The sequence below is a fragment of the Pseudomonas corni genome (genome assembly GCF_057128765.1).
Window position 1 is genome coordinate 188,815 of record NZ_JBSKHW010000013.1, and the last position, 24,509, is coordinate 213,323.

General features: G+C 57.9%; 18 protein-coding genes. 13 read left to right on the plus strand and 5 right to left on the minus strand.

Features of this window, described 5'->3' with window-relative positions; genetic code table 11:
* Window positions 1–196 precede the first annotated feature (196 nt).
* A complete protein-coding gene (locus ACWKV9_RS20210; protein WP_483837898.1) occupies window positions 197–1,126 on the plus strand; it encodes a universal stress protein in 930 nt (309 codons plus the stop codon).
* A gap of 3 nt (window positions 1,127–1,129) precedes the next feature.
* On the opposite strand, the gene fnr is transcribed toward ACWKV9_RS20210, so the two are convergent.
* Complete coding sequence (fnr, locus tag ACWKV9_RS20215) at window positions 1,130–1,882, minus strand: fumarate/nitrate reduction transcriptional regulator Fnr (RefSeq protein ID WP_483837899.1); 753 nt, start codon at window positions 1,880–1,882, stop codon at window positions 1,130–1,132.
* A 214-nt stretch (window positions 1,883–2,096) separates the two neighbouring features.
* On the opposite strand from fnr, the gene ACWKV9_RS20220 reads away from it, so the two are divergent.
* Window positions 2,097–3,008: a universal stress protein gene (locus tag ACWKV9_RS20220; RefSeq protein WP_483837900.1), complete on the plus strand. Its 912-nt coding sequence runs from the start codon at window positions 2,097–2,099 to the stop codon at window positions 3,006–3,008.
* A gap of 22 nt (window positions 3,009–3,030) precedes the next feature.
* Here ACWKV9_RS20220 and ACWKV9_RS20225 read toward each other — a convergent pair whose 3' ends face one another.
* Both ACWKV9_RS20225 and ACWKV9_RS20230 read right to left on the minus strand, forming a co-directional pair.
* Window positions 3,031–3,624, minus strand: a complete 594-nt coding sequence (locus tag ACWKV9_RS20225; protein ID WP_483837901.1) for an N-acetyltransferase family protein — start codon at window positions 3,622–3,624, stop codon at window positions 3,031–3,033.
* Window positions 3,625–3,678: 54 nt separating this feature from the next.
* Entirely contained in the window at window positions 3,679–3,801 is a 123-nt protein-coding gene (locus tag ACWKV9_RS20230; protein ID WP_483837902.1) for a hypothetical protein, read from the minus strand.
* Between the two features lie 10 nt (window positions 3,802–3,811).
* Here ACWKV9_RS20230 and ACWKV9_RS20235 point away from each other — a divergent pair, with 10 nt between their 5' ends.
* The 9 genes from ACWKV9_RS20235 (at window position 3,812) to pmrG (ending at window position 17,797) form a co-directional block, all read left to right on the plus strand.
* Window positions 3,812–5,017: an acetate/propionate family kinase gene (locus ACWKV9_RS20235; protein WP_483837903.1), complete on the plus strand. Its 1,206-nt coding sequence runs from the start codon at window positions 3,812–3,814 to the stop codon at window positions 5,015–5,017.
* A gap of 68 nt (window positions 5,018–5,085) precedes the next feature.
* Entirely contained in the window at window positions 5,086–7,590 is a 2,505-nt protein-coding gene (locus ACWKV9_RS20240) for a phosphoketolase family protein (RefSeq protein WP_483837904.1), read from the plus strand.
* A 141-nt stretch (window positions 7,591–7,731) separates the two neighbouring features.
* The gene (locus ACWKV9_RS20245) at window positions 7,732–10,734 is read left to right on the plus strand and encodes a cation-translocating P-type ATPase (protein ID WP_483837905.1); all 3,003 of its coding nucleotides are present in this window, start codon (window positions 7,732–7,734) and stop codon (window positions 10,732–10,734) included.
* Window positions 10,731–12,914 carry an ornithine decarboxylase gene (locus ACWKV9_RS20250; protein ID WP_483837906.1) on the plus strand — a complete coding sequence of 728 codons (2,184 nt, stop codon included), beginning with the start codon at window positions 10,731–10,733 and terminating at the stop codon, window positions 12,912–12,914. Before ACWKV9_RS20245 ends, ACWKV9_RS20250 begins: the two co-directional genes overlap by 4 nt.
* Window positions 12,915–12,991: 77 nt before the next feature.
* A complete protein-coding gene (gene potE, locus ACWKV9_RS20255) occupies window positions 12,992–14,371 on the plus strand; it encodes a putrescine-ornithine antiporter (protein WP_483837907.1) in 1,380 nt (459 codons plus the stop codon).
* 70 nt (window positions 14,372–14,441) lie between these two features.
* Window positions 14,442–15,476: an alcohol dehydrogenase AdhP gene (adhP, locus tag ACWKV9_RS20260; protein ID WP_483837908.1), complete on the plus strand. Its 1,035-nt coding sequence runs from the start codon at window positions 14,442–14,444 to the stop codon at window positions 15,474–15,476.
* Between the two features lie 301 nt (window positions 15,477–15,777).
* Window positions 15,778–16,242: a hypothetical protein gene (locus ACWKV9_RS20265; RefSeq protein WP_483837909.1), complete on the plus strand. Its 465-nt coding sequence runs from the start codon at window positions 15,778–15,780 to the stop codon at window positions 16,240–16,242.
* 201 nt (window positions 16,243–16,443) lie between these two features.
* Window positions 16,444–17,124: a class I SAM-dependent methyltransferase gene (locus tag ACWKV9_RS20270; RefSeq protein ID WP_483837910.1), complete on the plus strand. Its 681-nt coding sequence runs from the start codon at window positions 16,444–16,446 to the stop codon at window positions 17,122–17,124.
* Window positions 17,125–17,185: 61 nt separating this feature from the next.
* Window positions 17,186–17,797 (plus strand): lipopolysaccharide core heptose(II)-phosphate phosphatase PmrG, encoded by a 612-nt coding sequence (pmrG, locus tag ACWKV9_RS20275; RefSeq protein WP_483837911.1) that lies wholly within the window; start codon window positions 17,186–17,188, stop codon window positions 17,795–17,797.
* Between the two features lie 58 nt (window positions 17,798–17,855).
* Here the strand turns inward: pmrG and ACWKV9_RS20280 are convergent, their stop codons facing one another.
* Window positions 17,856–19,787 (minus strand): LTA synthase family protein, encoded by a 1,932-nt coding sequence (locus tag ACWKV9_RS20280; RefSeq protein WP_483837912.1) that lies wholly within the window; start codon window positions 19,785–19,787, stop codon window positions 17,856–17,858.
* A 354-nt stretch (window positions 19,788–20,141) separates the two neighbouring features.
* Window positions 20,142–20,963 (minus strand): metallophosphoesterase, encoded by an 822-nt coding sequence (locus ACWKV9_RS20285; RefSeq protein ID WP_483837913.1) that lies wholly within the window; start codon window positions 20,961–20,963, stop codon window positions 20,142–20,144.
* A gap of 420 nt (window positions 20,964–21,383) precedes the next feature.
* Here ACWKV9_RS20285 and ACWKV9_RS20290 point away from each other — a divergent pair, with 420 nt between their 5' ends.
* Together ACWKV9_RS20290 and ACWKV9_RS20295 are read left to right on the plus strand one after the other, a co-directional pair.
* Entirely contained in the window at window positions 21,384–22,838 is a 1,455-nt protein-coding gene (locus ACWKV9_RS20290) for an ArnT family glycosyltransferase (protein WP_483837914.1), read from the plus strand.
* Window positions 22,839–22,916: 78 nt separating this feature from the next.
* Complete coding sequence (locus tag ACWKV9_RS20295) at window positions 22,917–24,506, plus strand: ArnT family glycosyltransferase (protein WP_483837932.1); 1,590 nt, start codon at window positions 22,917–22,919, stop codon at window positions 24,504–24,506.
* Window positions 24,507–24,509 lie beyond the last annotated feature (3 nt).

The window sequence follows — 24,509 nt, forward strand, 5'->3', positions numbered from 1 at the left end:
TGCATCGAGCGATATCTGTCCGGCTTGATAAATGTCAGGACGGCGAGTACCACGGCACGCCAACTTATGATCTACATCAGGTTCGCCCCGCCATGAGTGCTCACACTGTGTGCAGGGCAAGTAGCCCGCGCCGTGGGACACAGGATCACGAGCAACTGTTCGCTGATCTACACGTGCGACGATTATCGAGGTCTCCGTGACAGACTCACCGTGCCTATTACTGATTGCATCCCCCCGGCAGGAGCGCACGCCTGCTTTCGAACGGGCGATTGCACTCGCGAAGGCGAGCGGTGCGGGACTGCGTATCGTCGCCGTCGATTACGTCAATACGCTGGAAATCATGGGTTTTTTCAACCCGGACGCTTTGTCGACGCTGCGCGACGGTTATCTGCACGCTCATCGTCGGTGGCTTGAGTCGCAAATCGAGCAGGAGCGAGATGCCGGGCTCAATGTCTGCATGCAGCTGATGTGGTCGGGTGATGTCTATCACGACCTGCATGACTACGTCCGAGCCATCGCCCCCGTCATGGTCATCAAAGACATCCATCACGAGCCTTCGCTCAAGCGCCTGTTCTCGACGCCGCTGGATTGGCACTTGCTGCGACAGTGTGTGTGCCCGATCCAGTTCGTTACCGGCTCCACCCACCCGTTGCCACGCAAGATTCTGGCGGCGGTCAATCTCTATCGCGCCAACGATGCCGAGTTGCGGTTGAACGACACGCTGCTAAACACCGCGTCTCGCCTGGCGCAACAATGCCAGGCAACGCTGCACGTGGTGTACGTGTACGACTGGGCGGCGATATACGCGAGCGGCGCAAGTGCTTTTGGCGCGCAGCCGGTCGAGAGCGGGTTTCAGGAAGCGTTAAGTGACGCCCATGAAGAAGCGTTTGCGCTGTTGTGTACGCAGCATGGCATCGCAGGCAATCATCAGCATTTCTTGACCGGCACGCCGCGAACGACCCTTGAAGCCTTCGCCCGGCAAAATGAGGTTGATCTGCTGGTGATGGGGACGTTGCCGGTGTACGGCGTTCAGAAAGTCATGGGCGACACCGCCGAAAACCTGCTGATGCATGCGCCTTGCAGCGTGCTGGTGGTCAAGGCCAGCACACTCAGGGTCGCAGGTTGATTTTCAGAGTGTTTTCGGGCCGTGGGCACAGCCGTTGAGCATGGCGCTCAAGCGCGCAAGATCGAGAATCTCCACGGCCCGCCCGGATATCCGCACGATACCTTGATCGCGCAGTTGCGCGATGGCACGACAGATTGTTTCCAGGCGCAACCCGAGATAGGAACCGATGTCTTCCCGAGTCATGCGCAGCACGAACGCGGTATGTGAATACCCACGTGCGGCCATACGGCCCGACAGATTGAGCAGGAACGCAGCCATGCGTTCCTCGGCGTTGAGATTGCCCATCAGCAGCAACATCTCATGGTCGCGAACAATCTCCTGGCTCAGCACGCGATTCAGATTGTGTTGCAGCGAAGGCAGCTCCCGAGACAACCGCTCCAGCTGGTTGAAATGAATAGGGCAGACTTCGCTGTCCTCCAGGGCAATGGCGTCACACACATGGCGGTCATTGCTGATCGCGTCACAGCCCAGCAAATCCCCGGACATCTGAAATCCGGTCAACTGATCGCGCCCGTCCTGCGAAGAGATGGTGGTTTTGAAAAAACCGAAGCGCACGGCATACAGCGAACGCAGAGGATCACCGGCGTGATAGAGCGCCGCGCCTTTTTTGATCTTTATGCGTTGAGGAATGATTGCAGACAAACGATCACTGTCGGTGACGCTCATCCCCACGGAAAGGCACAGCTCACTGACGCTGCAGTTGGAACACTCTGCCTTGAGGAACAAACCGGGAACGGCGGCCAAATGGGCTGTCATGTGAATCTCCTTATTCAAGCCAGCATAGGCGCGTGGGGAGGCCAGAGATAGCGGGCATTTCAAATGTGGATGAGCGGGGCCGCTCTGCACCAGATGTCTGCGTACTTGATGTAGATCAAGGCGTGTTCGGTGCAGACATAAATACTCATACGCCACGACCTGCACGGCTATTTTCTGCCCTGCGGTCGCCCTGTCATGCCGATGGAGGTGCGCCATGTTTGAATCCGAGCGTTTGATGCTGATCGCTTCGCCGTTGATGAAACGAACCCCTGCGTTTGAGCGCGCTGCAGCGCTGGCCCAGGCCACGGGAGCGACGCTGCATATTGTCGCGTTCGATTACCTGGATGGCCTTGCCAGCGCCGGACTGATTCACGACCGGATGCTGGACGAGATGCGCGACAGCTACCTGCCACTCCACCGCGAATGGCTTGAAGAACAGGCCGACCTAATACGGATCGAAGGGCTCATGGTCACCACCGAAGTGATGTGGGTCACCCGTCCACTCACTGAAATCCTGGAACACCTGCGGGAAATCAGACCCTCGATGGTCATCAAAGACCTTGAGCACGAGTCCTGGCTAAAGCGTGTCATGTTCACGCCTCTGGATGTACGGCTGCTGCTCGACTGCCCGGTGCCCCTGCACCTGGTCTCGAAACTGGACCACGCGTTGCCGCGCAAGATACTGGCGGCCGTCGACCCGTTTCGCACTGAAGAGCATTTCGAGGGCATCAACGACAGCATTATCGCCAGTGCCGAAAAACTGGCGGCGCAATGTGACGCTCAGTTGCACCTGCTTTACGCCTATGACCTGACGTATGTATTCGAATCCCAGGGCGGTATGGGGTTTTCCACGGACCTGGTGCAAATCGTCTATGAAGCCGACGAGCTCGCTTTCAATGAACTGGCCGCGCGCTACGCTGTGCCACCGGAGTGCAGGCACATGGTCCTGGGAAGCCCGGCGAAGGCAATCCAGGCGTATGCGCTGGCCGAGGGCATTGACGTCATCGTCATGGGAACGGTGCATCGCAATCGTATGACCGCGCTGCTGGGCAGCACCACTGAAACCGTGGCGTACCACATGCCCTGCAGTTTGTTGACGATCAACCCGCGTCAACCCGCCGAGTAACGCCCTTCGCGAACCGGGAGTGCTAGCTTTTCAGCTTCAGCCGGTGCACCACCTGCGTGGCATCCAGAGGGTCCGGGCGAGACACGAATCCAAGCGACTGGGCCAGGCGGCGCATGTGCGAGTTGGTCGCTGAGTCCATGGACTGCATGTGCGTGAAACCGTTGGTGCGTGCGGCGTCGATCAGATGAATCATCAATCGCTTGCCGAGCCCCTTGCGCTGCCAGGCATCGGCCACGACGACCGCCGATTCACACTCACCCTCGATGCCCATTGCGGCGTAGCGCGCCACACCAATCTCGGTCAGCACGCCGTCCATCATCTGCAGTGCCACGTAAGCCATGCGCTGCTGGTAATCGACGTCCATCATCTGGTCGAGCACGAGGGCGCTTGGCTCTTTCATGGTGGCAAGAAAGCGCGAATGCCGTGCCTCTGGCGACAGGCTCTTGATGAATGTGAATTCACGATCCCGATCCATGGCCTCCAGGGGGCGGATCAGAATATGCGTGCCATCGCTCAGCGGATCGATCCAGTGATCGACTTTGATCGCGGCCACAGCGGCGTCGTCGCAGGTGACAGGGCCGGTAGGGCTTGGCGGTTGTTGCAGTGGGGCGCTCATGGCTGTGCTCCGGATGAGGTCAGTACTCAGGCGAAAACACCTGGTCTTCTCTATTTACGCCGGGTGCGGCGCGGCTTTCTGATCCAGATCAATACCGGCTTTGTGTTGGCGATCAGACTGACCACCGGTTGACTCACGTTGACTGCGGCCACGTTCATACAGATCGAGCGCCTTCACGGAGTGCCCTATGACTGATCAATCCCGCCCTGTGCTGCTGGTGCTCAATGCTGGCTCCTCAAGCATCAAGTTTTCCCTGTATGACGCTACGCCACAGACCGAGCCCCGGCTTCAGTGCATCGGCAACGGCAGCTTTGAAGTCCATACGGACACCGAAAGACTGGTCTTTCAACATACCGGCAGCGCTGCGCAGAAGCGCGAGGATTGGCCACGCAATGAGGCGTCGCCCGACAGCGGTACGTTGTTCAATCTGATGGACTGGATTGAGCGTCACACCGATGGGCAGCTTTGCGCCGCCGCTCACCGGATCGTCCATGGCGGCAACCGCAGCGAAGTCGCCGCGCCCGTTGACGCCGCACTGATGACCGAGATGCAGGCGCTTGGCCGCGCGGCGCCTTTGCATCAGCCGTTGTGTCTGGCACCGATTATGTACCTGGCCCGCGAGCATGGCGGGCTTGCGCAATTCGTCTGTTTTGACACCGCGTTTCACCACACCCTCGACCCCCTCGAAACCCGCTTTGGCCTGCCGCGATCGATGACTGAGGAGGGTCTTCGGCGCTATGGCTTTCACGGGCTTTCGTACGAATACATTGCCAGCGTACTGCCGCAATACGACCGGAGAGCGGCTGAAGGACGGACCATCGTCGCTCATCTGGGCAACGGCGCGAGTCTGTGCGGGATGGATAACGGCGTGAGCCGTAGCACGACCATGGGCTTCACCACTCTGGATGGTTTGCTGATGGGGACACGTCCCGGCCGCCTCGATCCCGGGATTTTGCTGTACCTGCTGCGCGAGCGCGGCATGAGCATTCAGGCGCTGGAGCATCTGCTTTATCACGAGTGCGGGTTGTTGGGAGTTTCCGGCGGCATCTCCAGCGACATGCGCACCCTGTCTGACAGTCAGGCCCCGGCAGCGAAGGAGGCCATCGCGTTGTTCGTGCGCAGCGTCGTGCGAGAGATAGGCAGCCTGGCGGCCGTGCTGGGCGGTGTCGATGCATTGGTGTTTACCGGTGGCATCGGCGAGCACGCGGTGCAGGTGCGCAACGCCATTCTCGACGGCTGCGCCTGGCTGGGCCTTGAACACGATTCGGCTAGCGCCACCGGACAGTCTGCGTGCCTGTCTCTGCCTGGCAGCCGTGTGTCGGCCTGGACCATTGCGACGGACGAGAACGCGGTCATCGCGCGACATGCGCTGGGTCTGCTGCATAGCGGCTGATGAAGTCGATCCACTTATTGAATCCCTGCGAGTCGCAAGGCTTGTGCATTGCACCCTCTGGAGTCGCCATGTATCGCTTCAATTCAACGCTTTCCAGTGTCGAACAAACTGACCTTGTGCCGACCATTTCGTCTGACGGTACGACGTCAGAAGCCGGGCCTCTGGACACCTATCTGCTGTCACGGCTGCACCGATACTGGAACGCCGCCAATTACCTGTGTGTCGGGCAGATTTACCTCAAAGCCAACGCATTACTGCGCCAGCCTTTGCTGGCAGAGCACATAAAACCCAGGCTGCTGGGGCATTGGGGGACTTCAGTCGGGCAGAACTTTATCTATGTGCACCTCAACCGGTTGATCAGCGAACGGCGGATCGAGACGATTTTCATCTCCGGCCCCGGTCACGGCGGTCCGACGATGAACGCCTGCGCGTGGCTGGAAGGGACCTACAGCGAAGTTCACCCGGATATCTCCGAAGATGAAGCGGGGATGCTGGCGTTTTTTCGCAGCTTCTCGACCCCCGGTGGCGTGCCCAGTCATTGCGGACCACACACGCCCAATTCACTGCACGAAGGCGGGGAGTTGGGTTACTCGCTGATGCATGCCTTTGGCGCCGCCTTCGACAATCCCGGCCTGCTGGTCGCTTGCGTCATCGGTGACGGCGAAGCTGAAACCTGCCCGCTGGAAGGCAGCTGGAAAAGTATTCATTTTCTGGACCCCCGTCGCGACGGCGCCGTGTTGCCGATACTGCACCTCAATGGCTACAAGATTTCCGGGCCAACGGTAGAAGCGCGGTTGCCCGAGCATGACCTGATCGAGTTGTACCGCGGTCGCGGTTATCAGCCGATTATTGTCGCCGGCGATGATTTGCCCGGCATGCATCAGCGCTTTGCGGCAGCGCTCAACGCCTGTCATGACGCCATTGTGCGAATTCAGACCCGTGCCAGAAAGGGCGGCGGCATAGCGCGCGCGCGTTGGCCGATGATCATCCTTCGTAGCCCCAAAGGCTGGACCGGGCCCAAAGTGGTCGATGGTCTGCCGGTGGAAGGTACTTTCCGCGCGCATCAGGTCCCGCTGGCCAATGTCATCGGCAATCCAGACCATCTCAAACAGCTGGAAAGCTGGATGCGCAGCTATGCGCCTGAAACGCTGTTCGATGCACAGGGCAGATTGTTGCCAGAGCTTCAGGCCCTGACGCCGCCTTCCGCTTTGCGCATGGGCGCTGTGCCCTACGTGAACGGCGGGCGCTTGTTGGTGGCGCTGGATCTGCCTAACTTCGCCGACTATGGCGTCGAGGTGCCGGGGCCTGGCCAGGTGATCGCCGAAGCACCGCGCAAGCTGGGTGAATACTTGCGTGATGTGATGCGCAACAACCCGCATAACTTCCGCGTGTTCGGCCCTGACGAGACCAACTCCAACCGCCTCAATGCAGTGTTCGAAGCCAGTAATCGGACTGCCTCCGGCCCGTGCCTGGACATTGATGATCATCTCTCTCCAGACGGGCGAGTGATGGAAGTGCTGAGCGAGCACCTGTGTGAGGGTTGGCTGGAAGGCTATCTGCTCACGGGTCGACACGGCATGTGGTCGACGTACGAAGCGTTCGCGCAGGTGGTCGATTCGATGGTCACTCAGCACGCCAAGTGGTTGCAGCAGAGCCGCGACTTTGCCTGGCGCCGTCCGTTGGCCTCGCTCAACATCCTGATCAGCAGTCATGCCTGGCGCAACGATCACAACGGGTTCAGCCATCAGTCCACCGGTTTTGTCGACAACGTGCTGCAGCGCCGATCTGACGTGGTCCGGGTGTATTACCCGCCGGATTCCAACTGCCTGGTCAATGTCTACGATCACTGCCTGCGCAGCCGCAATTACGTGAATGTCGTGACCTGCGGTAAACAACCGGATTTCCAGTGGCTGGACTTCGACGCTGCGCTCAAGCATTGCTCTCAGGGCGCGTCGATCTGGTCGTTTGCAGGCACCGATGACGAGCATCCCGACGTGGTCCTGGGCTGCGCCGGTGATGTACCGACGACCGAGGCGGTCGCCGCAGCCTGGCTGCTGCAAAAACATGTGCCCGGTATTCGCGTCCGGCTGGTTAACGTCGTGGATCTGGGCATTCTCAGCGCCCCTGAAGACCGGCCTCACGGCATGGATCACGTGTCGTTCGAGGCATTGTTCACCCGTGATGCGCCAGTGATGTTCGCCTTTCATGGCTCGACGTGGGTCATTCACTCCATGGTTCACGGCCGGGCAAACGAAGCGCGTTTTCACGTGCGGGGTTTCAGCGATCGCGGCACCACCACCACCCCCTTCGACATGGTGGTGCTGAACCGCATGAGCCGTTACCAACTGGCCATCGACGCGTTGAGCCATGTACCCCGCCTGCGGGCTGAGAGCCTGGACGCCGTTCACTACTTCGAAAATCAGTTGCGCCGCCATCACACCTGGATTCGCGAGCATTTCGAGGACATGCCAGAGATTCGCAACTGGCACTGGACGGCTGATTTCAGTCAACCGCTCACGCCACCTGCGCTGGCGCAGGGGCATGTGCGAGGGCAGACGTTCACGGATGCCTGATGCAACGCGAAGCCACTTGCTCGTCCACCTGTTGATTGGAAGAGGTCCCCTCATGAACAGATCGAACAACAGACATCAGCACCCGGCCCGAGGGCTGGACGGACGGTGCGTACACGCTTCGCCCGGACGGGGCTCCTTGTCATGACGGAGACTGCACCAGGTCAATCATCATTGCTCAGCGATGCGTCATTGATCGGTGTTGCGGATGTCGTTCTGGCCCTCGATACCCATCTGGAAAAGGGGCTCACCGCCAGGGAGGCGGCAGCGCGGCTACTTCTTGACGGTCCCAACCAATTGCGCGCCGCGCCAACGGTTGCAGGCTGGCGCCGAGCGTTGGCGCAATTGCAAAGCCCGCTGATCTATCTGCTGGGCGCGGCTGCGGCGATCGCCCTGGTTGCATGGTGGTTTGACGACAGGGGGCATGCCGGTCTTACAGGCTGGCCGTTGGATGCGATGGTCATCGTCTGCGTCATTGTGCTGAACGCCACGCTGGGTTGGTGGCAGGACGTCAAAGCGACGCAGGCAGTCGCCGCCCTCGCCAAAATGACAACAGCGACGTCGGCAGTGCTGCGAGACGGTGTTGTGCTACGCGTGTCCAGCGCCGGGCTTGTGAAGGGCGATGTGCTGATGCTGGCCGAAGGTGACGCGGTAGGTGCTGATGCGCGGTTGACACACACCGCTGCGCTGAGAGTGCTTGAAGCCTCATTGACGGGAGAGAGCGGTGCAGTGCTCAAAGATGCGGCTTTGCTGCTGGCGCCGGTGGCGCTCGCAGATCGGCGGAACATGGTTTTCAAAGGGACGGCGGTCGCGCAGGGCACCGGACGTGCCGTGGTGACAGCCATTGGCATGCGCACAGAGGCAGGCGGCATTGCCACGCTGCTGGACAGCACCGCCGACGCCCCGACGCCGCTGCAAATCGAAATGGTTTATCTGGGCAAAGTGCTCGGTATCGCGGCCCTTGTGATCGCCGCTGTAGTGGTCGCGACCGCATTGGTCATCTCAGGCAACTACAGCGTCGCCTCGGTCGTTGCGGTGCTGTTGATGGGGGTTTCACTGGCCGTGGCTGCCGTGCCTGAGGGGCTACCGGCCATCCTCTCGGTGGTGCTTGCCATGGGCGTACGGCGTATGGCGCTGCACCATGCCATTGTCAAAAAGCTCGCCTCGGTGGAGACACTCGGTTCGGCATCTGTCATCGCCACCGATAAGACGGGCACGCTTACGCGCGGCGAAATGACAGTGCAGAGGGTAATGACCGCGTCTGGGCGTAGTGACATCTCCGGCGTGGGTTATGTCCCGCAGGGGCTAGCCGAGCGAGACGGCGTTGAGCTACAGGCCGGCCCCTTGCGTGATGAAGTGGAAGCGGTGGTTGAGGCAGGGAGCCTTGCCTGCAACGCGCAACTTCAGCAGAGCGATACCGGCGCGTGGATCATTCAGGGCGATCCGACAGAAGCTGCGCTTTTGGTCGCGCAGCACAAGCTTCTAGGCATTGAAACAATGTCCGGGCGTTTGCATCGCTTCAAGCGCCTCGGTGAGATCCCCTTCACGTCACAGCGCAAAATGATGTCGGTGCTGGTGGCGGATCATTCCCTGGGCGAGGCGCATCTGCTCCTGACCAAAGGCGCGCCTGATGTGCTGCTGGCTCGGTGCTCTCACGTTCGCAGGGGACGCGTCACTGTGGCTCTGAACCAAACCCTGCGTGATGAGTTGATGGCGGACGTAGACTCGATGGCCAACGATGCGCTGCGAACCCTTGGCGTGGCTTGCCGCTCGTTGCCCGCGGATGTGCAGGTCCCGCACGATATTGCCGACGCGGGTGTACTCGAACACCACCTGGAATACATCGGGGCTGTAGGCATCATCGACCCTCCTCGCAAAGAGGCGGCGGTGGCGATAGCCGACGCCAGCCTGGCCGGGATTCGGGTGATCATGATCACTGGTGACCATCCTCGCACGGCACTAAGAGTCGCCGTTGATCTGGGAATCGTTGAAGCCGATGCGCCAGTGTTGACCGGCCTCGACATCGAAGCGCTCGATGATGCCGACTTCGCATTAGCCGTATTGGATACTTCAGTCTTCGCGCGGGTGGCACCCAGTCACAAGCTGCGCATAGTTAGAGCGCTGCAAAAAGCTGGCAACGTGGTCGCCATGACCGGTGACGGTGTCAACGATGCCCCGGCGCTCAAAGCCGCGGACATTGGCGTGGCAATGGGCGTGACGGGTACTGAGGTGACGAAGGAAGCTGCACGCATGATCCTCACCGACGATAACTTCGCCACCATCGTGAGGGCAGTCCGGGAAGGTCGCGGCGTGCTGGATAACATCCGCAAATTCCTGCGTTATCTGCTGTCTTCCAACCTGGCCGAGGTGATAACGGTATTCGCAGGCGTAGCAGGGGCCGGGATCATCGGACTTACAGATCCGGCAAATACTTTGGACAGCGCGGTCGTCCTCCCTTTGCTCGCTACGCAGATCTTATGGATCAATCTGGTCACTGACACCGGACCTGCACTGGCCATGGGTGTCGACCCTGTCGCCGGAGACGTGATGCTGCGCAAGCCGCGTTTGCGTACCGAGCGCATTATCGATGCTCCCATGCTGTGGGGCGTGATCGAAGGTGGTGTCGTGATGGCGGCATTGACCCTGGCGACGCTGGATCTGTTTCTTCCGGGCGGTTTGATCGATCCGGTGCGCGCGCTGAATCACAACGGCCCGTTCAGTCTGGAACTGGCACGAACTGCTGCGTTCACGGTGCTGGTGCTGACTCAGCTGTTCAACTGTTTCAACGCCCGCTCCGGCACGGCATCGGCCTTGAGCGGGGCATTCTCCAACCGCTGGTTATTGGCTGCGGTGGCGCTCGCAGCGCTTTTGCAGGTTGCTGTAGTCAATCACCCAGTCTTGAACGCAGCCTTCGGCACTGTCCCACTTTCTCTTGGCCAGTGGACGGTGTGCGTCGCTATGGCCAGCGGAGTTTTGTGGTTCGCCGAGGTGCGCAAACTCATTCGCAGAACGTGGGTTCGCCGCAGGCCTTCGACTCCGCTATCGGCAAGTTCGGGACGTTCCCCCTCTATCAATATTCGCTCTGAAACTGGTCGGCACGCCGTCTCGGATCACCCACCTACGCATTCGAAAAAGGTCATCATATGAACAGACTAAAGGTCGCTGCAGGCCTGAGCGCTCGTACCAGCTTTCTCACGGATCGAGATGTTGTCGATTTCGGCGCGACCGATCTCACCGATGTGGCGGCGATAGTGCTCACGGCTGAAGATCTCCGCGAGGGCCGCGTGGATGACATCTGCCGATCAGGGTTCGACATTCCGGTGTTTTTTGCCGTCGCTCAAGAGGATGAACTGACGCGTCAGACCATTCTGGATGTCGAAAAAGTACTGCTGCAAGTCAGCGGAGTTTTCGACCTCGGCGCCGGCAACGCCGAGTTCTATGGACACAAGCTTGAACGGGCGGCCACGCAGTACGAAGAAGCCTTGTTGCCGCCGTTTTTCGGTGCGCTGAAGCACTACGTCGAGCGCGGCAACTCGACGTTCGCCTGCCCGGGGCATCAGGGTGGCCAGTTTTTCCGCAAGCATCCGGCGGGCAGACAGTTTTTTGATTTCTTCGGTGAAACGCTGTTCCGCGCCGATCGCTGCAATGCCGACGTTGAAATGGGCGATCTGTTGATCCATGAAGGCGCACCGCTGGAAGCCCAGAAGCGCGCGGCGAAGGTCTACAACGCCGACAAAACGTATTTCGTCCTCAACGGCACATCGACGTCCAACAAGGTTGTGACCCAGGCCTTGCTGACGCCGGGTGATGTGGTGCTGTTCGACCGGAACAATCACAAGTCCATTCACCAGGGTGCGTTGTTCCAGGCGGGGGCGACGCCGCTTTATCTGGAAACGGCGCGTAACCCCTACGGCCTGATCGGCGGCATCGACTCGCACTGTTTTGAAGAAAAGTATCTGCGTGAGCAACTGCGCATCGTGGCGCCTGCCAAAGCCGACGATGCCCGGCCATTTCGCCTGGCAATCATCCAGCTCGGCACTTATGACGGGACGGTGTACAACGCCCGGCAGATCGTCGACCGCATCGGTCATTTGTGCGACTACATCCTGTTCGACTCAGCGTGGTTGGGTTACGAGCAATTCATCCCGATGATGCGCGACTGCTCGCCCTTGCTCCTGGAATTGGGGGCAGACGATCCGGGGATTTTTGTCACCCAGTCCATCCACAAACAGCAGGCCGGTTTCTCCCAGGCCTCGCAGATTCACAAGAAAGACCGGCACATCAAGGGGCAGGCGCGCTATTGCAACCATCTACGCCTGAACAACTCGTTTATGGCGCAGGCCTCCACCAGCCCGTTTTATCCGCTGTTCGCGTGCCTGGATGTCAACGCGCGCATGCACAGTGGCCGCAGCGGCCATCGCCTGTGGGATGAATGCGTACGCGCAGGTATTGAGGCGCGCAAGCTGATGATGGACAACTGCACGCTGATCAAACCGTTTGTGCCACCGACCATCGATGGCCGGTACTGGCAGGACTATCCCACGGACGAGATTGCCAACGACCTGCGGTTTTTCCGCTTTCACCCTGACGAGCGCTGGCATGCGTTTGAAGGTTATGGCGAAAACCAGTACTTCATCGACCCCTGCAAACTGCTCTTCACCACGCCCGGCATTGACGCCGAAACCGGGCAGTACATGGACTTCGGGATACATGCTGGCGTGCTGGCGACCTTCCTGCGCCAGTACGAGATTGTCCCTGAGAAGAACGACCTCAATACCATTCTGTTTCTGCTGACCCCTGCTGAGGGCAAAGCAAAAATGGAGCATCTGGTGGCGCAAATCGGGCGCTTCGAACGGTTCATCAAAGACGATGCGCCACTGGCAATTGTGCTGGCAGGGATCTACGCCGCCCATGAGGTGCGCTATCGCGATTACAGCATCCGCCAGCTGTGTCAGGAGATGCATTCGCTCTACGCGCGTCATGACGTGAAGCAATTGCAGAAGGATATGTTTCGCAAAAAAGGCATGCCGACAGTCGCGATGGACCCGCGAGAAGCCAACCTGGAATTCGTGCGCGGCCACGTAGAACTCATCCCGCTGGAAGACGCCCGCGGGCGCATGGCTGCAGAAGGCGCGTTGCCTTATCCGCCTGGCGTGCTGTGCGTGGTCCCTGGCGAAATCTGGGACGGCGCGGTGCTTGAGTATTTCCTGGCGCTGCAGGATGCGATCAACCAATTCCCCGGATTCAACCCTGAGTTGCAAGGTGTGTATCTGCGCACCGAGACCGACGGCCGCATCCGTGCATACGGCCATGTCATCACGCAGTAAATGCGATCCGGGCAGATACGTCTGGCAATGATCAAGGGTTACGAGCCACCTGGAAAGGCGGGCTTTTGGAGTACTACATGGCCACTGATGCAAAAAAAATGAGCGTTCTGCAGTTGACCGTTCTCACGGGCATCAACATGTTGGGTTCGGGCATTGTGCTGCTGCCCTCCAAACTGGCGCAGGTCGGGACGATTTCGATTATTTCCTGGATCGTCACGGCGCTAGGTTCTCTGGCGCTGGCGTATGCCTTTGCCAAATGCGGACGTTTCAGTCGCAAGCCCGGCGGTATGGGCGGTTATGCCGAGTACGCGTTCGGTCGCTCCGGCAACTTCATGTCCAACTACACCTACGGCGTGTCGCTGTTGATTGCCAACGTCGCCATCGCGATCACGGCGGTGGGTTACGGGACGGAGCTGTTCAACATATCGTTGTCGCCAATGGGCGTGGCGGTGGTGACGATCGCTTTGCTCTGGTTGACGACCGTGGCGAACTTCGGTGGCCCGCGCATTACCGGACAGATCGGCAATATCACTATTCTGGGTGTGATCATCCCGGTGGTGGGTGTCTCGCTACTGGGCTGGTTCTGGTTCAAGCCGTCGTTGTATGTGTCGGCCTGGAACCCCCACGACATGCCGCTGATGCAAGCGGTCGGTGCATCGATCTCAATCACCCTCTGGGCTTTTCTGGGCCTGGAATCGGCCTGTGCCAATACCGACGCCGTTGAAAATCCCGAGCGCAATGTGCCCATAGCCGTTCTCGGTGGAACAGTCGGCGCGGCGGTGATCTACATCGTCTCGACCAACGTGATTGCAGGGATCGTCCCTAATGCTGACCTCGCGGCGTCTACGGCGCCGTTCGGGCTGGCCTTTGCGATGATGTACACGCCGATGGTGGGCAACGTGATCATGGGCTTGATGATCATTGCGTGCGTCGGTTCATTGCTGGGGTGGCAGTTCACCATTGCTCAGGTGTTCAAAAGCTCGGCCGATGTCGGGTACTTCCTGAAGCTCTTCGGCAAGACCACTGCGGGCGGCGTACCGATCGTCGGTATGTTGGTGCTGGTGGTGTGTCAGACGGTGTTGACGCTAATGACGATCAGCCCGGATCTCAGCAAGCAGTTCGACATGATCGTCAACCTGGCGGTGGTGACCAATCTAGTGCCGTATCTGATGTCGATGGCGGCGCTGATGACCATTCAGAAAGCGGCAGGCATCACTCCGCGCAAGGCGTTGTTCACCAATGCGATTGCCTATGTCGCGGCCGCGTACAGCTACTACGCGCTCTACAGCTCAGGCGCAGAAGCCATGATGCTGGGCGGTATCGTCACCATGCTCGGGTGGACGTTGTACGGTACGGTCAGCCGCCGGTTCATGAGTGTCACCGACATTCCGCCTGTTCCATTGGCGGACGCAAACGTTCCCCTGGCCGTCACCCCCGACGTACGACGGGCAGGCTAATGCGTCATCTCCGGCTGCGTGATTCGGGCCAGATGTCAGCCAATCTTCATTCAACGCAAAGGTACAGCTCATGAAAGGCAAGATGCAGGCGGCCGTCGTCGAAGCATTCGGCAAACCCTTGGTGCTGCGCGACTGTGACATCCCCACGCCGGGGCCCGGACAGATCCTGGTCAAAACCGAAGCATGCGGGGTGTGCCACACCGATCTGCACGCCGCCCGGGGCGACTGGCCATTGAAGCCGACACCGCCCTTCATTCCGGGGCATGAAGGGATCGGCATCGTCGTGGCATTAGGTGCTGGCGTGACGAGTGTGCGCGAGGGCGAACGCGTCGGTGTGCCGTGGCTTTATTCGGCGTGTGGTCATTGCGAATACTGCCTCAGTGCCTGGGAAACGGTCTGCGCCAGTGCTCAATTTGGGGGCTACACGCAAAATGGCGGGTTTGCCGAATACATCCTGGCGGACCCCAATTACGTCGCTCATATCCCGGCAGGTCTTGATCCGCTTGAAGCGGCGCCAATCATTTGCGCGGGCATCACCACGTACAAGGGGATCAAGGAGGCCGATGTCAGGCCGGGGCAATGGATTGTGATTTCGGGCGTAGGCGGGCTGGGCCACTTGGCGGTGCAGTATGCCAAGGCCATGGGGTTGCGCGTGTGCGCTGTGGACATCGATGACCGCAAGCTGGCCCATGCAAGCAAGCTCGGTGCCGAGGCTGTAGTGAATGCGCGGGAGGGCGATCCGGTTCAAGCCGTTATCAATATCACCGGCGGCGGCGCCCACGGGGTGTTGATTACTGCGCCCTCGCTCAGTGCATTCAAGCAGGGCGTCGGCATGACGCGAAAACTCGGCACCTGCGTGTTGGTCGGCTTGCCACCAGGCGAGTTTCCAGTGCCGTTGTTCGACGTGGTCGCCAATTGCATCACGGTCCGAGGATCGTTTGTCGGCAACCGCCAGGACATGGCCGAGGCCTTGGCCTTTGCGGCAGAGGGCAAGGTCAAAGCCGACATCGAGGTGCGGCCTTTGTCGGACATCAACCAAATCTTCGAGCAGCTTGAGCGCGGTGATGTGCAGTCGCGCGTGGTCATAGATTTTAGCGCGAGCTGAAATTGTTCGTTGTGATAGGTCAAGCGATGAACCGAAATAGCCATATCCATAGCTGAGTCTTCCTCCGTGAATTTTTACTGGTTCAGGCAACTGAAAGGACGTCCTTCATACATCGTTTCGCACGCTCCTTGCTGTAACCACCAAGCGTCCCAGCAAGCCTCTGTTACCAACGAACCTGTGGGTTCTCACGCCCAGTGTGAAACGTTGTGAAGCGACGCAATAAAGCCATTTGCGCGTGCTAGCGTCTCTGATGGGCGTAGTCAGTGGGACGATGCCCGACATTCATGACGGAGCAGCGCCGATGTCCACGACCGTAACCCCCGCAGGTGGCTTACCTAACAATCAGAGGTCTTCCACCTCTGTGTTTGACGCCAAGCTGGACATTGCCAAGTCGAGCAAAGTAATTGCCGATTACCTGCGCCAGACGGGGAAGTCGGCGATTACCCTCCAGGACCTGACGAAGCTCGCCGACAATTCGTCGGGCAAGGTGCCTGTTGATGTGTCCGATGCCGCCAATTACCTGCAACGTCATCCGGATGTGTTCGCGGCTATCGAAACTCACGACGTTGCCGGCGCCGATAACCTGTCCGGGGTCTGGAACTTCGATTGGGCAGCCAGCGGTGGATTGAAGGGGACTGCAACCGAGGCTATCGCCAAGATGCAGGACACCTTCGATTTTGCAATTGCAAAGTCGGCTCAGATAACCGAGGTCACGACTGGCAAGAAGGCTGAACTGGATTCTACCAAGCAACGCCCCGCCAACTGAGTTCAGAGTGGTCATTCAATCCGGTGCCAGCCCTCCTGATACCGGATTTTAAGTGCAGTGCCCATATTTGCTTGCGTCAAAATTCTAAGGCTCTCTTGTTAGTGGAACGGCTCATACGCTGAACAGAAAATTCACAACCCATTGACCTCGCACCGACATGACGGTGATTAGCCTGATAGTCATCGTCATTGGAGAGTGTCCATGAACACCCCAGCCAAGCTAAAACTTTCCGAAAAGTACGGCAAAGCACTTGCGCAGAGTTACTTTTTAAAGCGGCATGAAAGTTTTTTAAAAAGACTGGCTAATTATCGGGGTGAACAATTAGCCAGCGATGCGCTGGATAAAGCAGGAGAGCCTGGTCTGGTTCTTGATTTGCCATGCGGCAAAGGAAGGTTTTGGCCAATACTTGCCCAAAAACCTAATCGAATTATCATCGGCGCCGATCATTCGCTTGAAGTACTTAAAACAGCGATGGCTAGTCAATCAGCCCAGGTCGTGAGTCGAGTTAAGGCTCTGCGCACCTCCGCGTTCGATATTGAATTGCCCGATAATTCGGTAGATAGCATATTTTGCATGCGACTGCTTCATCAATTAGGCAATGCAGACCAACGACTGACCCTGCTCAAAGAGTTCTACAGGGTCACGCGCGAGACCGTCATCGTGTCATTGTGGGTCGACGGTAATTTCCAGTCCTGGCGGCGCAAGCGTTATGAGCAGCGACGCATGACCAGTGGCACCGATACTGAGCATAAAAGCCGGTTTGTGATTGGTCGCTCGGTCGCCGAGGAGGAATTTCAGCAAGCGGGTTTTCAGACAGTCAGCAAGTCTGACTTCATTCCTTTATATGCGATGTGGCGAGTCTACGTGCTACGCAAAATCTGAAATTAAAGTTTGCTCTTTAATTGAATGCACCTCCATGAAGTCAATGATGAGAACTGTACTGATGGTTAAAGCCAAGAAGCTCTTGGCCGTTGTTGCAACCTTTTGTTGCCTGGCCTTCACGACCGGCTATATGTTCTGGCCACGCTCGCCATTGGCTTTGGGGCGAGGTGATAACTTGACATTATCCGGTCTATATAAGCGTTGGGATAACGGCGATGTAGTGGTATTGGTCCGTCATGCCGAGCGATGTGACCGCTCCAGTAACGAGTGTCTGGGGCCCAAAGACGGCATCACTGCGTTGGGCAAGGAAGTATCGATGGATGTTGGTACGTCATTCAAGGATCTTGGTCTGGACCGTACAGATATAATCAGCAGCCCTTCAACACGAACAGCGCAAACAGCACTGTATATGTTTGGCTACCCTGCCCAGACGCAGGAATGGCTCTACAACTGCGATAAGTTCATGCTCGACGAAGTTATTGCGCACAAGGCGAGCCATCGAAACCTGATTTTGGTAACCCATAGCGGCTGTATGAGTCACATAGAAAGCCAGCAGGGCTATGCGCATGCAGACAGCAGCGAATATGACAGCGCACTCTTTCTTGCCGTGGATGCTCAGGGGAAGCCGCACATTGAGGGTGTCTTGAATCCTGAGGGCTGGAAGAGGCGGTGATCGGGCAGGTATGTCGCCCCTGTTGAGGGCGACACGCTCGAACGCAACGCTTCACATCTTACGGTTGTGGATCTTTGGGCTCCCAGTTGAGCAGTTGCTGGGTGAAATCATGACTGGCGGCCTGGTAATAGGAAATCGCCCGGATAACCAATGGATCGGCGCTGGTGGCTTTTGATTCCACGCTTTCCCCCAAGGCATTGTCATGCCGACGCAAGCCTTGGCGCGGGCTGAGAATGGCCAGATTGCTGCCGTCGAACAGCCCAAGGTGCTGGTAGTTGCCCACTACCACACGCGGCGGCAGAGAATGTTCGAGGAAGAGATTGCGTCCGAAAAAGGTGGATTGGTAGTCCATGTTCAGCAGGCCGAGTAGGGTCGGCGCCAGATCGATCTGGCTTGCGAGCCGTGAAATCTCCGCAGGCTGGATCATTTTCGGGGCATAGATGAACAGCGGAATGGAATAGTTGGCGATGGGCAAATCCTCCATGCCTGCGCTGCCAGCGGTGTGGTCGGCCACGAAGATGAATATTGTGTTGTCGAACCACGGCTTCTCGCGGGCGTCCTTGAGGAATTTGCCGATGGCGTAGTCCGTGTACTTGACGGCACCGTCGCGTCCGTTGCCCGACGGGATGTCGATACGCCCCTCAGGGAAGGTGTAGGGACGATGATTGGACGTCGTCATCAACTGCAACAAGAAAGGCTTCTTGTTGGCGAAGTTGGCATCAGCAAGGTTCAGCGCCTGACGATAAAGGTCTTCGTCAGCCATGCCCCAGGCATTTTTGAAATGGATGTCCTCTTCTTTGACGCTGCTCTGGTCGACGACGCGGTAGCCGTTGCCACTGAAGAATGCATTCATGTTGTCGAAGTAGCCGCGTCCGCCGTAGACGAAAACGCTGTCATACCCCACCGCTGCCAGTTGCTGGCCCAGGCTGGCGAATCCGCTTTCACGGCCCACACGTTTCACGATTGAACGTCCGGGCGTGGGCGGCATCGACAAGGTAATGGCTTCCAGGCCCCGATCTGTTCGAGTGCCTGTGGCGTAGAAGTTGTTGAAGTACAGACTGTGTTTGCGCAGCTCATCCAGATTGGGCGTCAGGTTACGGGTGTCGCCATTGCTGCCCAGGTACTTTGCGCTCAGGCTTTCGATGGTCACCAGGACGATGTTGGGCGTGCGCGCCGTACCTGGATTGTCGATCAGGCGGCGAATGTCCAACGGGTCTTTACCGATGAACGTGCTGTTGGGTTCCGCCAGTTCTATGCGCATCTGCTCGGCGACCTGCGCGTCGGGCAGGGTGCTGTAAAACTGCTGATAGTCCAATTCGTTGTTTCTGAACGCTGCAAAAAACTGATAAGGGCCATTGCTCGCCAATTCACGCTGATAGGCGTTACCGCCCTCACCACGCGGGCTGTCCTGATCAACCCATTGCACGCTCACTCCGGCCAGCACCAATAGAAGTGCAACGCCGATAAAGCGCTTTCGCAACGGCGGCAATGGCGCTTTTGCCGATGCTGCAGTTGCTCGGCTTAAAGCAATACTCAATACGATTGCAACCACGGCCAGGAGGCTGAGCAATTTCCCGATGGGATAAGACTCGAGGATGTTATTGAGGACTTCATCGGAATAGACCAGATAGTCGACGGCGATGAAGTTGAAGCGCACCCCGAACTCGTCCCAGAACAGCCATTCCGCAACCGCTACAAACAGCATCACGAAGATGCTCAGGGTCATTATGATCTGCAAAAACCAGCGATGCCCCCGGGCTCGCCACAGCGCTGGCGGACACAGCAGCACGTAAAGTCCCAGAGGCACGGCGGCATAGGTCAGAAAGGCAAGGTCGTAGAGGAGGCCTGTACCGAAGGTGAATAAAAACTGATGTCCGGCCTCATCAAGATGGGTCGCGACTAAGAAAAGACGGGTCAGAAAAAATATAATGAGCCACGTCCCTGTGGCCAATAGCAAGAACCGGACGGGACCTGATGTGTGAATCCGCATATATAAACTCCTTTGGGGCTGGAGATATCTGATCTTTTTGTGGAGTCTCTGCGTTGTCTTTCTCGGTTGCCGAGTAGCGGCAGAGTCGGTCAATACAACGAGGCCCTTTTTGTCAAATATCGTATTGCCGTAATATCCTGGTAAGTGTTGCGCGATATTTCTGTACTATCTGTTTGAATATCTCCGTGCTTATTACGTGAGTTGTAAAAAATCATTGCGCTGAGTGCGAAAGGATTATCCGCGTTTCGCTATTTTTATCCAGACCCAAACAGTAAATGAGGGCTATGTGCTGGTCTTCTGGCATTTCTTCCATCCTTGGCAAACACGGCTTGCAGGTGATTCTCGGTCCAATGATCAAGGCACTTGCACACTGGCAATCGGGACAGCGTCAACGGCCTTGACGCAGCTTTTTGCCAGCCATGGGCATTCTCGGTTCCAGACAAATCGGCTTTGCGGCGAGCCTTGATCATCGTAATAGGCAATTTGCATCCGGCTTTGACTGAAGTCGAGCTTGACGAATCCTGCGCTTGCGGCCGAGAAAGTGGTTTCTGTGTCAGCACTGATAACAGGGTAGATCGTCTGCCCGCCGCCACCGGAAATCAGCCAGGCCGGTTCTTCTGGGCGAAGCAGCAATTGTTGATTGTGATCGTGCCCGGACAGATACAGGTCAACGTGAGTACGCTGTAGCGCAGGCAGCAGTTGGGTGACCAACTGAGTGATTTCATCATGCTTGCCTGCATTGCGTACCGGATGGTGCGCTGCTACGACTCGCCACACGGGCTGCGGATCGGGCTGGTCGAAGGCTTTCTCGAGAAAATCGATCTGGGTCTTGAGTGCACTGGCAGGCACGGCACTGTCGAGGAACACGATGCGCAACAAAGGGCGTCCATCAATATTGCCGAAATCTTTGGTGTAGGTATGAGCTGGCATCTGCCAGCGTCCCGACCCCGCGTGTTGAAGGCTGTATTGGATCTCTATCTCACTGGAAACGGGATAGTCGTGGTTGCCGAGCACCGCATAAAACGGAATGTGGCTCAGGTATCGCCCCCAGTAGACCCGCTCGAACTTCATTTGCCAGTTCCAGTCGTGGATACCGGTCAGGGATTTGCCATAAAAGTTATCGCCCAATAGCAGCACCATATCGAGCCGGCCGTCACGAGCAGCAACCCGTTCCATCGCCTGCGCCACCTGCCACTGCTTGAAGCTACCGCTTCCTTGGTCACCGATGCCGATTAAGGAAACTTGCTCATTGTTATGAGCGACCCGCGGTGCATAAAGCGACGGCGGGTTATAAACGAAATTGGCTACGGCCGCGCTACCTGCTATCAGCAAGATAAAGCCACCTATCGCCCATTTCCCAGCCGATGATGCAGCAGATCGTCGACTGTTGTTTGCCTGCGATTTAGTTCGCTGCATTTTGGGAGGCTCGATCAGTGGAGCAATGAGTAAAACCGACGTTTATAAGCAATATGGGTTATTTGATTTGTTTGCATTTCTCATTCTTTCAGACGGGTTGTTAACAAGACGTCAACATTTCGTTGCATATACTGCCCGCGCCTCAATTATTCCGTTTGCTCATCCCAGGTAATCGAATCCATGGTCTCGCACGCGCGCTTGTTGCTGCTGTTGGGTGGTCTGCTGTTCTTCTTTGCCTTGGGCAATCACCAACTCCAAAACTCCACGGAACCCAGGGTCGCTGGCATTGCCATGGAGATGTACCTGAGCGGTAATTGGGTGACTCCGGCCTTGAACGGGCAGCCATTTCTGGAGAAACCGCCCCTGAGCATCTGGCTCGACGCCATGGCCATTGCCGTATTCGGTGCAACGCCGTGGGCCGTGCGTCTGGCTTCGGCGTTCGCAGGCATGTTCAGCGTGTTGCTGTTGTACGCCATGCTGCGCCGATTCGGACGGCCAGCGAATATTGCCTGGGCCGCCGCGTTTGTGCTTGCCACTACCGCGAGCTACTGGAGCAATGCGCGCCAGGTTGGCGAAGACGCGCTGTTGGCCTTGGGGGTGAGCATTGCGCTGCTGGCCTATTTCCATGCCCGCAGGCTTGCCGACAGCCACGGCGCTCAGACTGGATCGTGGCTATTGTTTTGTCTGGGCATCGTCATCTCGACCTTGAGCAAGGGGGTGCTTGGGCTTGCCATGCCGGGGGTCGTGATATTCGCGTATCTGATGTGCGAGAGCATTCAACAGAGACGGCTGGTGCTGGCCGACTGGCTGCGTCCAGCGCTGTTCACCCTGCTGGCGCTGTTGCCGCTGATGGTGTGGCTGGGCTTTCTCTATGGGCAGGGTGGAACCCAATCACTCAAGGATGTGCTGTGGACCAACAGCGTTGGTCGTTTCAGCGGTTCTTTCGAAGACGCCGGGCACTACGAGCCTTTCTATTACTACCTGGCCAAACTGCCGGAAGCGTTTTTGCCGTGGAATCTGTTGGTCTATTCCGGGCTTTGGCACTTTCGTAAAGCGTTGGCAGGCAATCGTTATTTGCTATTTTTCAGCCTTTGGTTGTTGGCGCAGTTTTTATTGCTGAGTCTGGCGTCCAGCAAGCGCACGGTGTACCTGATGTCGCTGACCCCGGCTGCGGCGGTGATTGCCGCTGAATACATGGGGGTACTCGCAGAACGCATACGAACCCTTGCAGGCAGGTCCAAGTGGGCGAAGGCCATAGTCCAGTACCAGCGTGCGATGCTGTCAGTCGCGGTAATTGTGGTCACCACGATCTATCTGGCGATTGCGCTTTGGCTGTTGCCCCGGGCAGACCAACAGCTGTCATTTGTTCCGCTGACCGAGCGGATACAGGCCTCGCAACAGCAAGGCCATCGCATCGCACTGTTTCAACCCAGCGAGCGGCTGGTGGGGGCCAGTGTGTTTTATAGCCAGAGCCTGCTGGACACTGTTTTGTCTGATGAGCAACTGACCGCCTTCCTACTCGAAGCCCCCGGCAACATTGCCATCATGGAACGACAGTCCACGCCCCAGGCTCCGCTCAAGGTACTGGACAGCGTCAAGGTTGGGGATCGTGTCTACTATTTCGTAAACCAATAGCCTTACAGGCGCTCACGACGTGGAGACACCATGACCGCAATGGCTGCGCGGCAATTTTTGGGCATCACGCAAGGCCGTATGCGCCTGGAGGCCTTCGTTGCCATGGCCTTGGCGCTGGTGCTGTTCACTTCAGGCAACTGGGACCGGGACATCATCGGGTTCGATTCAAGGTTCGTGATGTTTGCGCAGGAAATGCTGCGCCACAGCCCGCGGTTTTTCCCCACGACCTACGGCGAACCCTATGCGGACTACTCGAGTTTTTCGACGCTGCTGATTTATCTGTTTTCGCTCCCGCTGGGGCGGGTGACCAGCCTGAGCGCATGGTTGCCCACCGCAATTGCATCGGCGGTCATGGTGGGCTTGATCTATCGCCTGCTGGTGCCTTATTCACGACAATGGGCCTGTCTGAGCATCGCGCTGTTGTTGCTGACCAATACTTTCATCACCGAAACACGTTCAGTGTCACTGGATCAGATGCTGGCAACAGTGGCTTTCGCGGTGTTCTACCTTGGCTACGCCGCTGATTATTTCAACGCGCCGCGTCGTTTAGGATGGGTCTTTGCGTTACTTGTGCTGGGGTTTGCCATCCGTGGCCCCGTGGGACTGGTGGTGCCCACCGGTGTGTTGTGCAGTTACTACGCGATGGGTGGGCAATGGCGACGACTGCTGATCTTCGGGTGCACAGCGCTGGTGTTGCTGGTCCTGTGTATCGCGGCACTGCTGGCGTTGGCGTGGGTCACCGGCGGTTCAGGCTTTGTCCAGGAAGTGGTGCGGATGCAGTTTTCGTCGCGCATGGATGGCAGCGAAGGCTCCAGTCCGGTGTTGTGGTATTTCAGCAGTTCGCTCGGTAATTACGCTCTGGCGTATCCATTAGCGCTTGTTGTGCTTGTAACAGTCTTGGTGATGGCGAGAAAACCCGGCACACCCGCACTGAATCTGGTTTGGTTGTGTCTGGCTGCGGGGGCCACGGTGATGATCGGTCTGTCGATTCCTCAGGCCAAAAAAGCCCGTTACATGCTGCCCATGCTGCCTATGGCAGCCATCGTCGCGGCTTATCCGTTTCAGATCACAGGGCAGCGTTGGGCAACGGTTTTGCGTACTTCGATCCTTGGGATCTGCTCTGTGGTGCCGGCCCTGTTGTTTACCGGCCTACTGTTGGTGAAACCGCGATTCCCCGAGCAATTGGGCAGCATTGGTCCAGCGCTGATCGTGCTGGGATTGCTGCAAATCGTGGCGCTGGCGATGCTGACGCGACCACGTGATCGCACAGCGGGCCTTGTGATATGTGCAGTTTTGGCCGTATGGGGCAGCTACATCGGGGTGTTCGAAAAAGTCGAACGTAACCTCTACGACACCGAGCAGTTCAGCCTAAACGTGCGCGACATTCTGCGCGCCGATCCTCTGCCGCTGGTACTGCACGGCATGGGTAAAGACGCCAAAGCCATCAAGTTCATGGTCAACCTGAATGAGGATTTGCAACCGCAATTCTCCAATACCGCCCAACAACTGCAGGCCACACGTACGCCTGCTTACGTCGTCATGAGCAATAGCGATTATCAGACGTTGGGTAATGCAGTGGGGCGCGTGCCAGTGGTTTACAGCGGGCGTTTCGACAAAGAGGACTACGTACTGCTGCGTCTGGGTGACGGAACGATCGACGCGCCATGATTT

What these genes read in the sequence shown, in the direction of transcription:
- ACWKV9_RS20240 (WP_483837904.1), top strand. Translation starts at nt 5,086, where the DNA reads ATGTATCGCTTCAATTCAACGCTTTCCAGTGTCGAACAAACTGACCTT.
- ACWKV9_RS20270 (WP_483837910.1), top strand. Translation starts at nt 16,444, where the DNA reads ATGAACACCCCAGCCAAGCTAAAACTTTCCGAAAAGTACGGCAAAGCA.
- ACWKV9_RS20250 (WP_483837906.1), top strand. Translation starts at nt 10,731, where the DNA reads ATGAACAGACTAAAGGTCGCTGCAGGCCTGAGCGCTCGTACCAGCTTT.
- potE (WP_483837907.1), top strand. Translation starts at nt 12,992, where the DNA reads ATGGCCACTGATGCAAAAAAAATGAGCGTTCTGCAGTTGACCGTTCTC.
- adhP (WP_483837908.1), top strand. Translation starts at nt 14,442, where the DNA reads ATGAAAGGCAAGATGCAGGCGGCCGTCGTCGAAGCATTCGGCAAACCC.
- ACWKV9_RS20220 (WP_483837900.1), top strand. Translation starts at nt 2,097, where the DNA reads ATGTTTGAATCCGAGCGTTTGATGCTGATCGCTTCGCCGTTGATGAAA.
- pmrG (WP_483837911.1), top strand. Translation starts at nt 17,186, where the DNA reads ATGGTTAAAGCCAAGAAGCTCTTGGCCGTTGTTGCAACCTTTTGTTGC.
- ACWKV9_RS20290 (WP_483837914.1), top strand. Translation starts at nt 21,384, where the DNA reads ATGGTCTCGCACGCGCGCTTGTTGCTGCTGTTGGGTGGTCTGCTGTTC.
- ACWKV9_RS20285 (WP_483837913.1), bottom strand. Translation starts at nt 20,963, where the DNA reads ATGGAACGGGTTGCTGCTCGTGACGGCCGGCTCGATATGGTGCTGCTA.
- ACWKV9_RS20295 (WP_483837932.1), top strand. Translation starts at nt 22,917, where the DNA reads ATGCGCCTGGAGGCCTTCGTTGCCATGGCCTTGGCGCTGGTGCTGTTC.
- ACWKV9_RS20280 (WP_483837912.1), bottom strand. Translation starts at nt 19,787, where the DNA reads ATGCGGATTCACACATCAGGTCCCGTCCGGTTCTTGCTATTGGCCACA.
- ACWKV9_RS20235 (WP_483837903.1), top strand. Translation starts at nt 3,812, where the DNA reads ATGACTGATCAATCCCGCCCTGTGCTGCTGGTGCTCAATGCTGGCTCC.
- fnr (WP_483837899.1), bottom strand. Translation starts at nt 1,882, where the DNA reads ATGACAGCCCATTTGGCCGCCGTTCCCGGTTTGTTCCTCAAGGCAGAG.
- ACWKV9_RS20225 (WP_483837901.1), bottom strand. Translation starts at nt 3,624, where the DNA reads ATGAGCGCCCCACTGCAACAACCGCCAAGCCCTACCGGCCCTGTCACC.
- ACWKV9_RS20265 (WP_483837909.1), top strand. Translation starts at nt 15,778, where the DNA reads ATGTCCACGACCGTAACCCCCGCAGGTGGCTTACCTAACAATCAGAGG.
- ACWKV9_RS20245 (WP_483837905.1), top strand. Translation starts at nt 7,732, where the DNA reads ATGACGGAGACTGCACCAGGTCAATCATCATTGCTCAGCGATGCGTCA.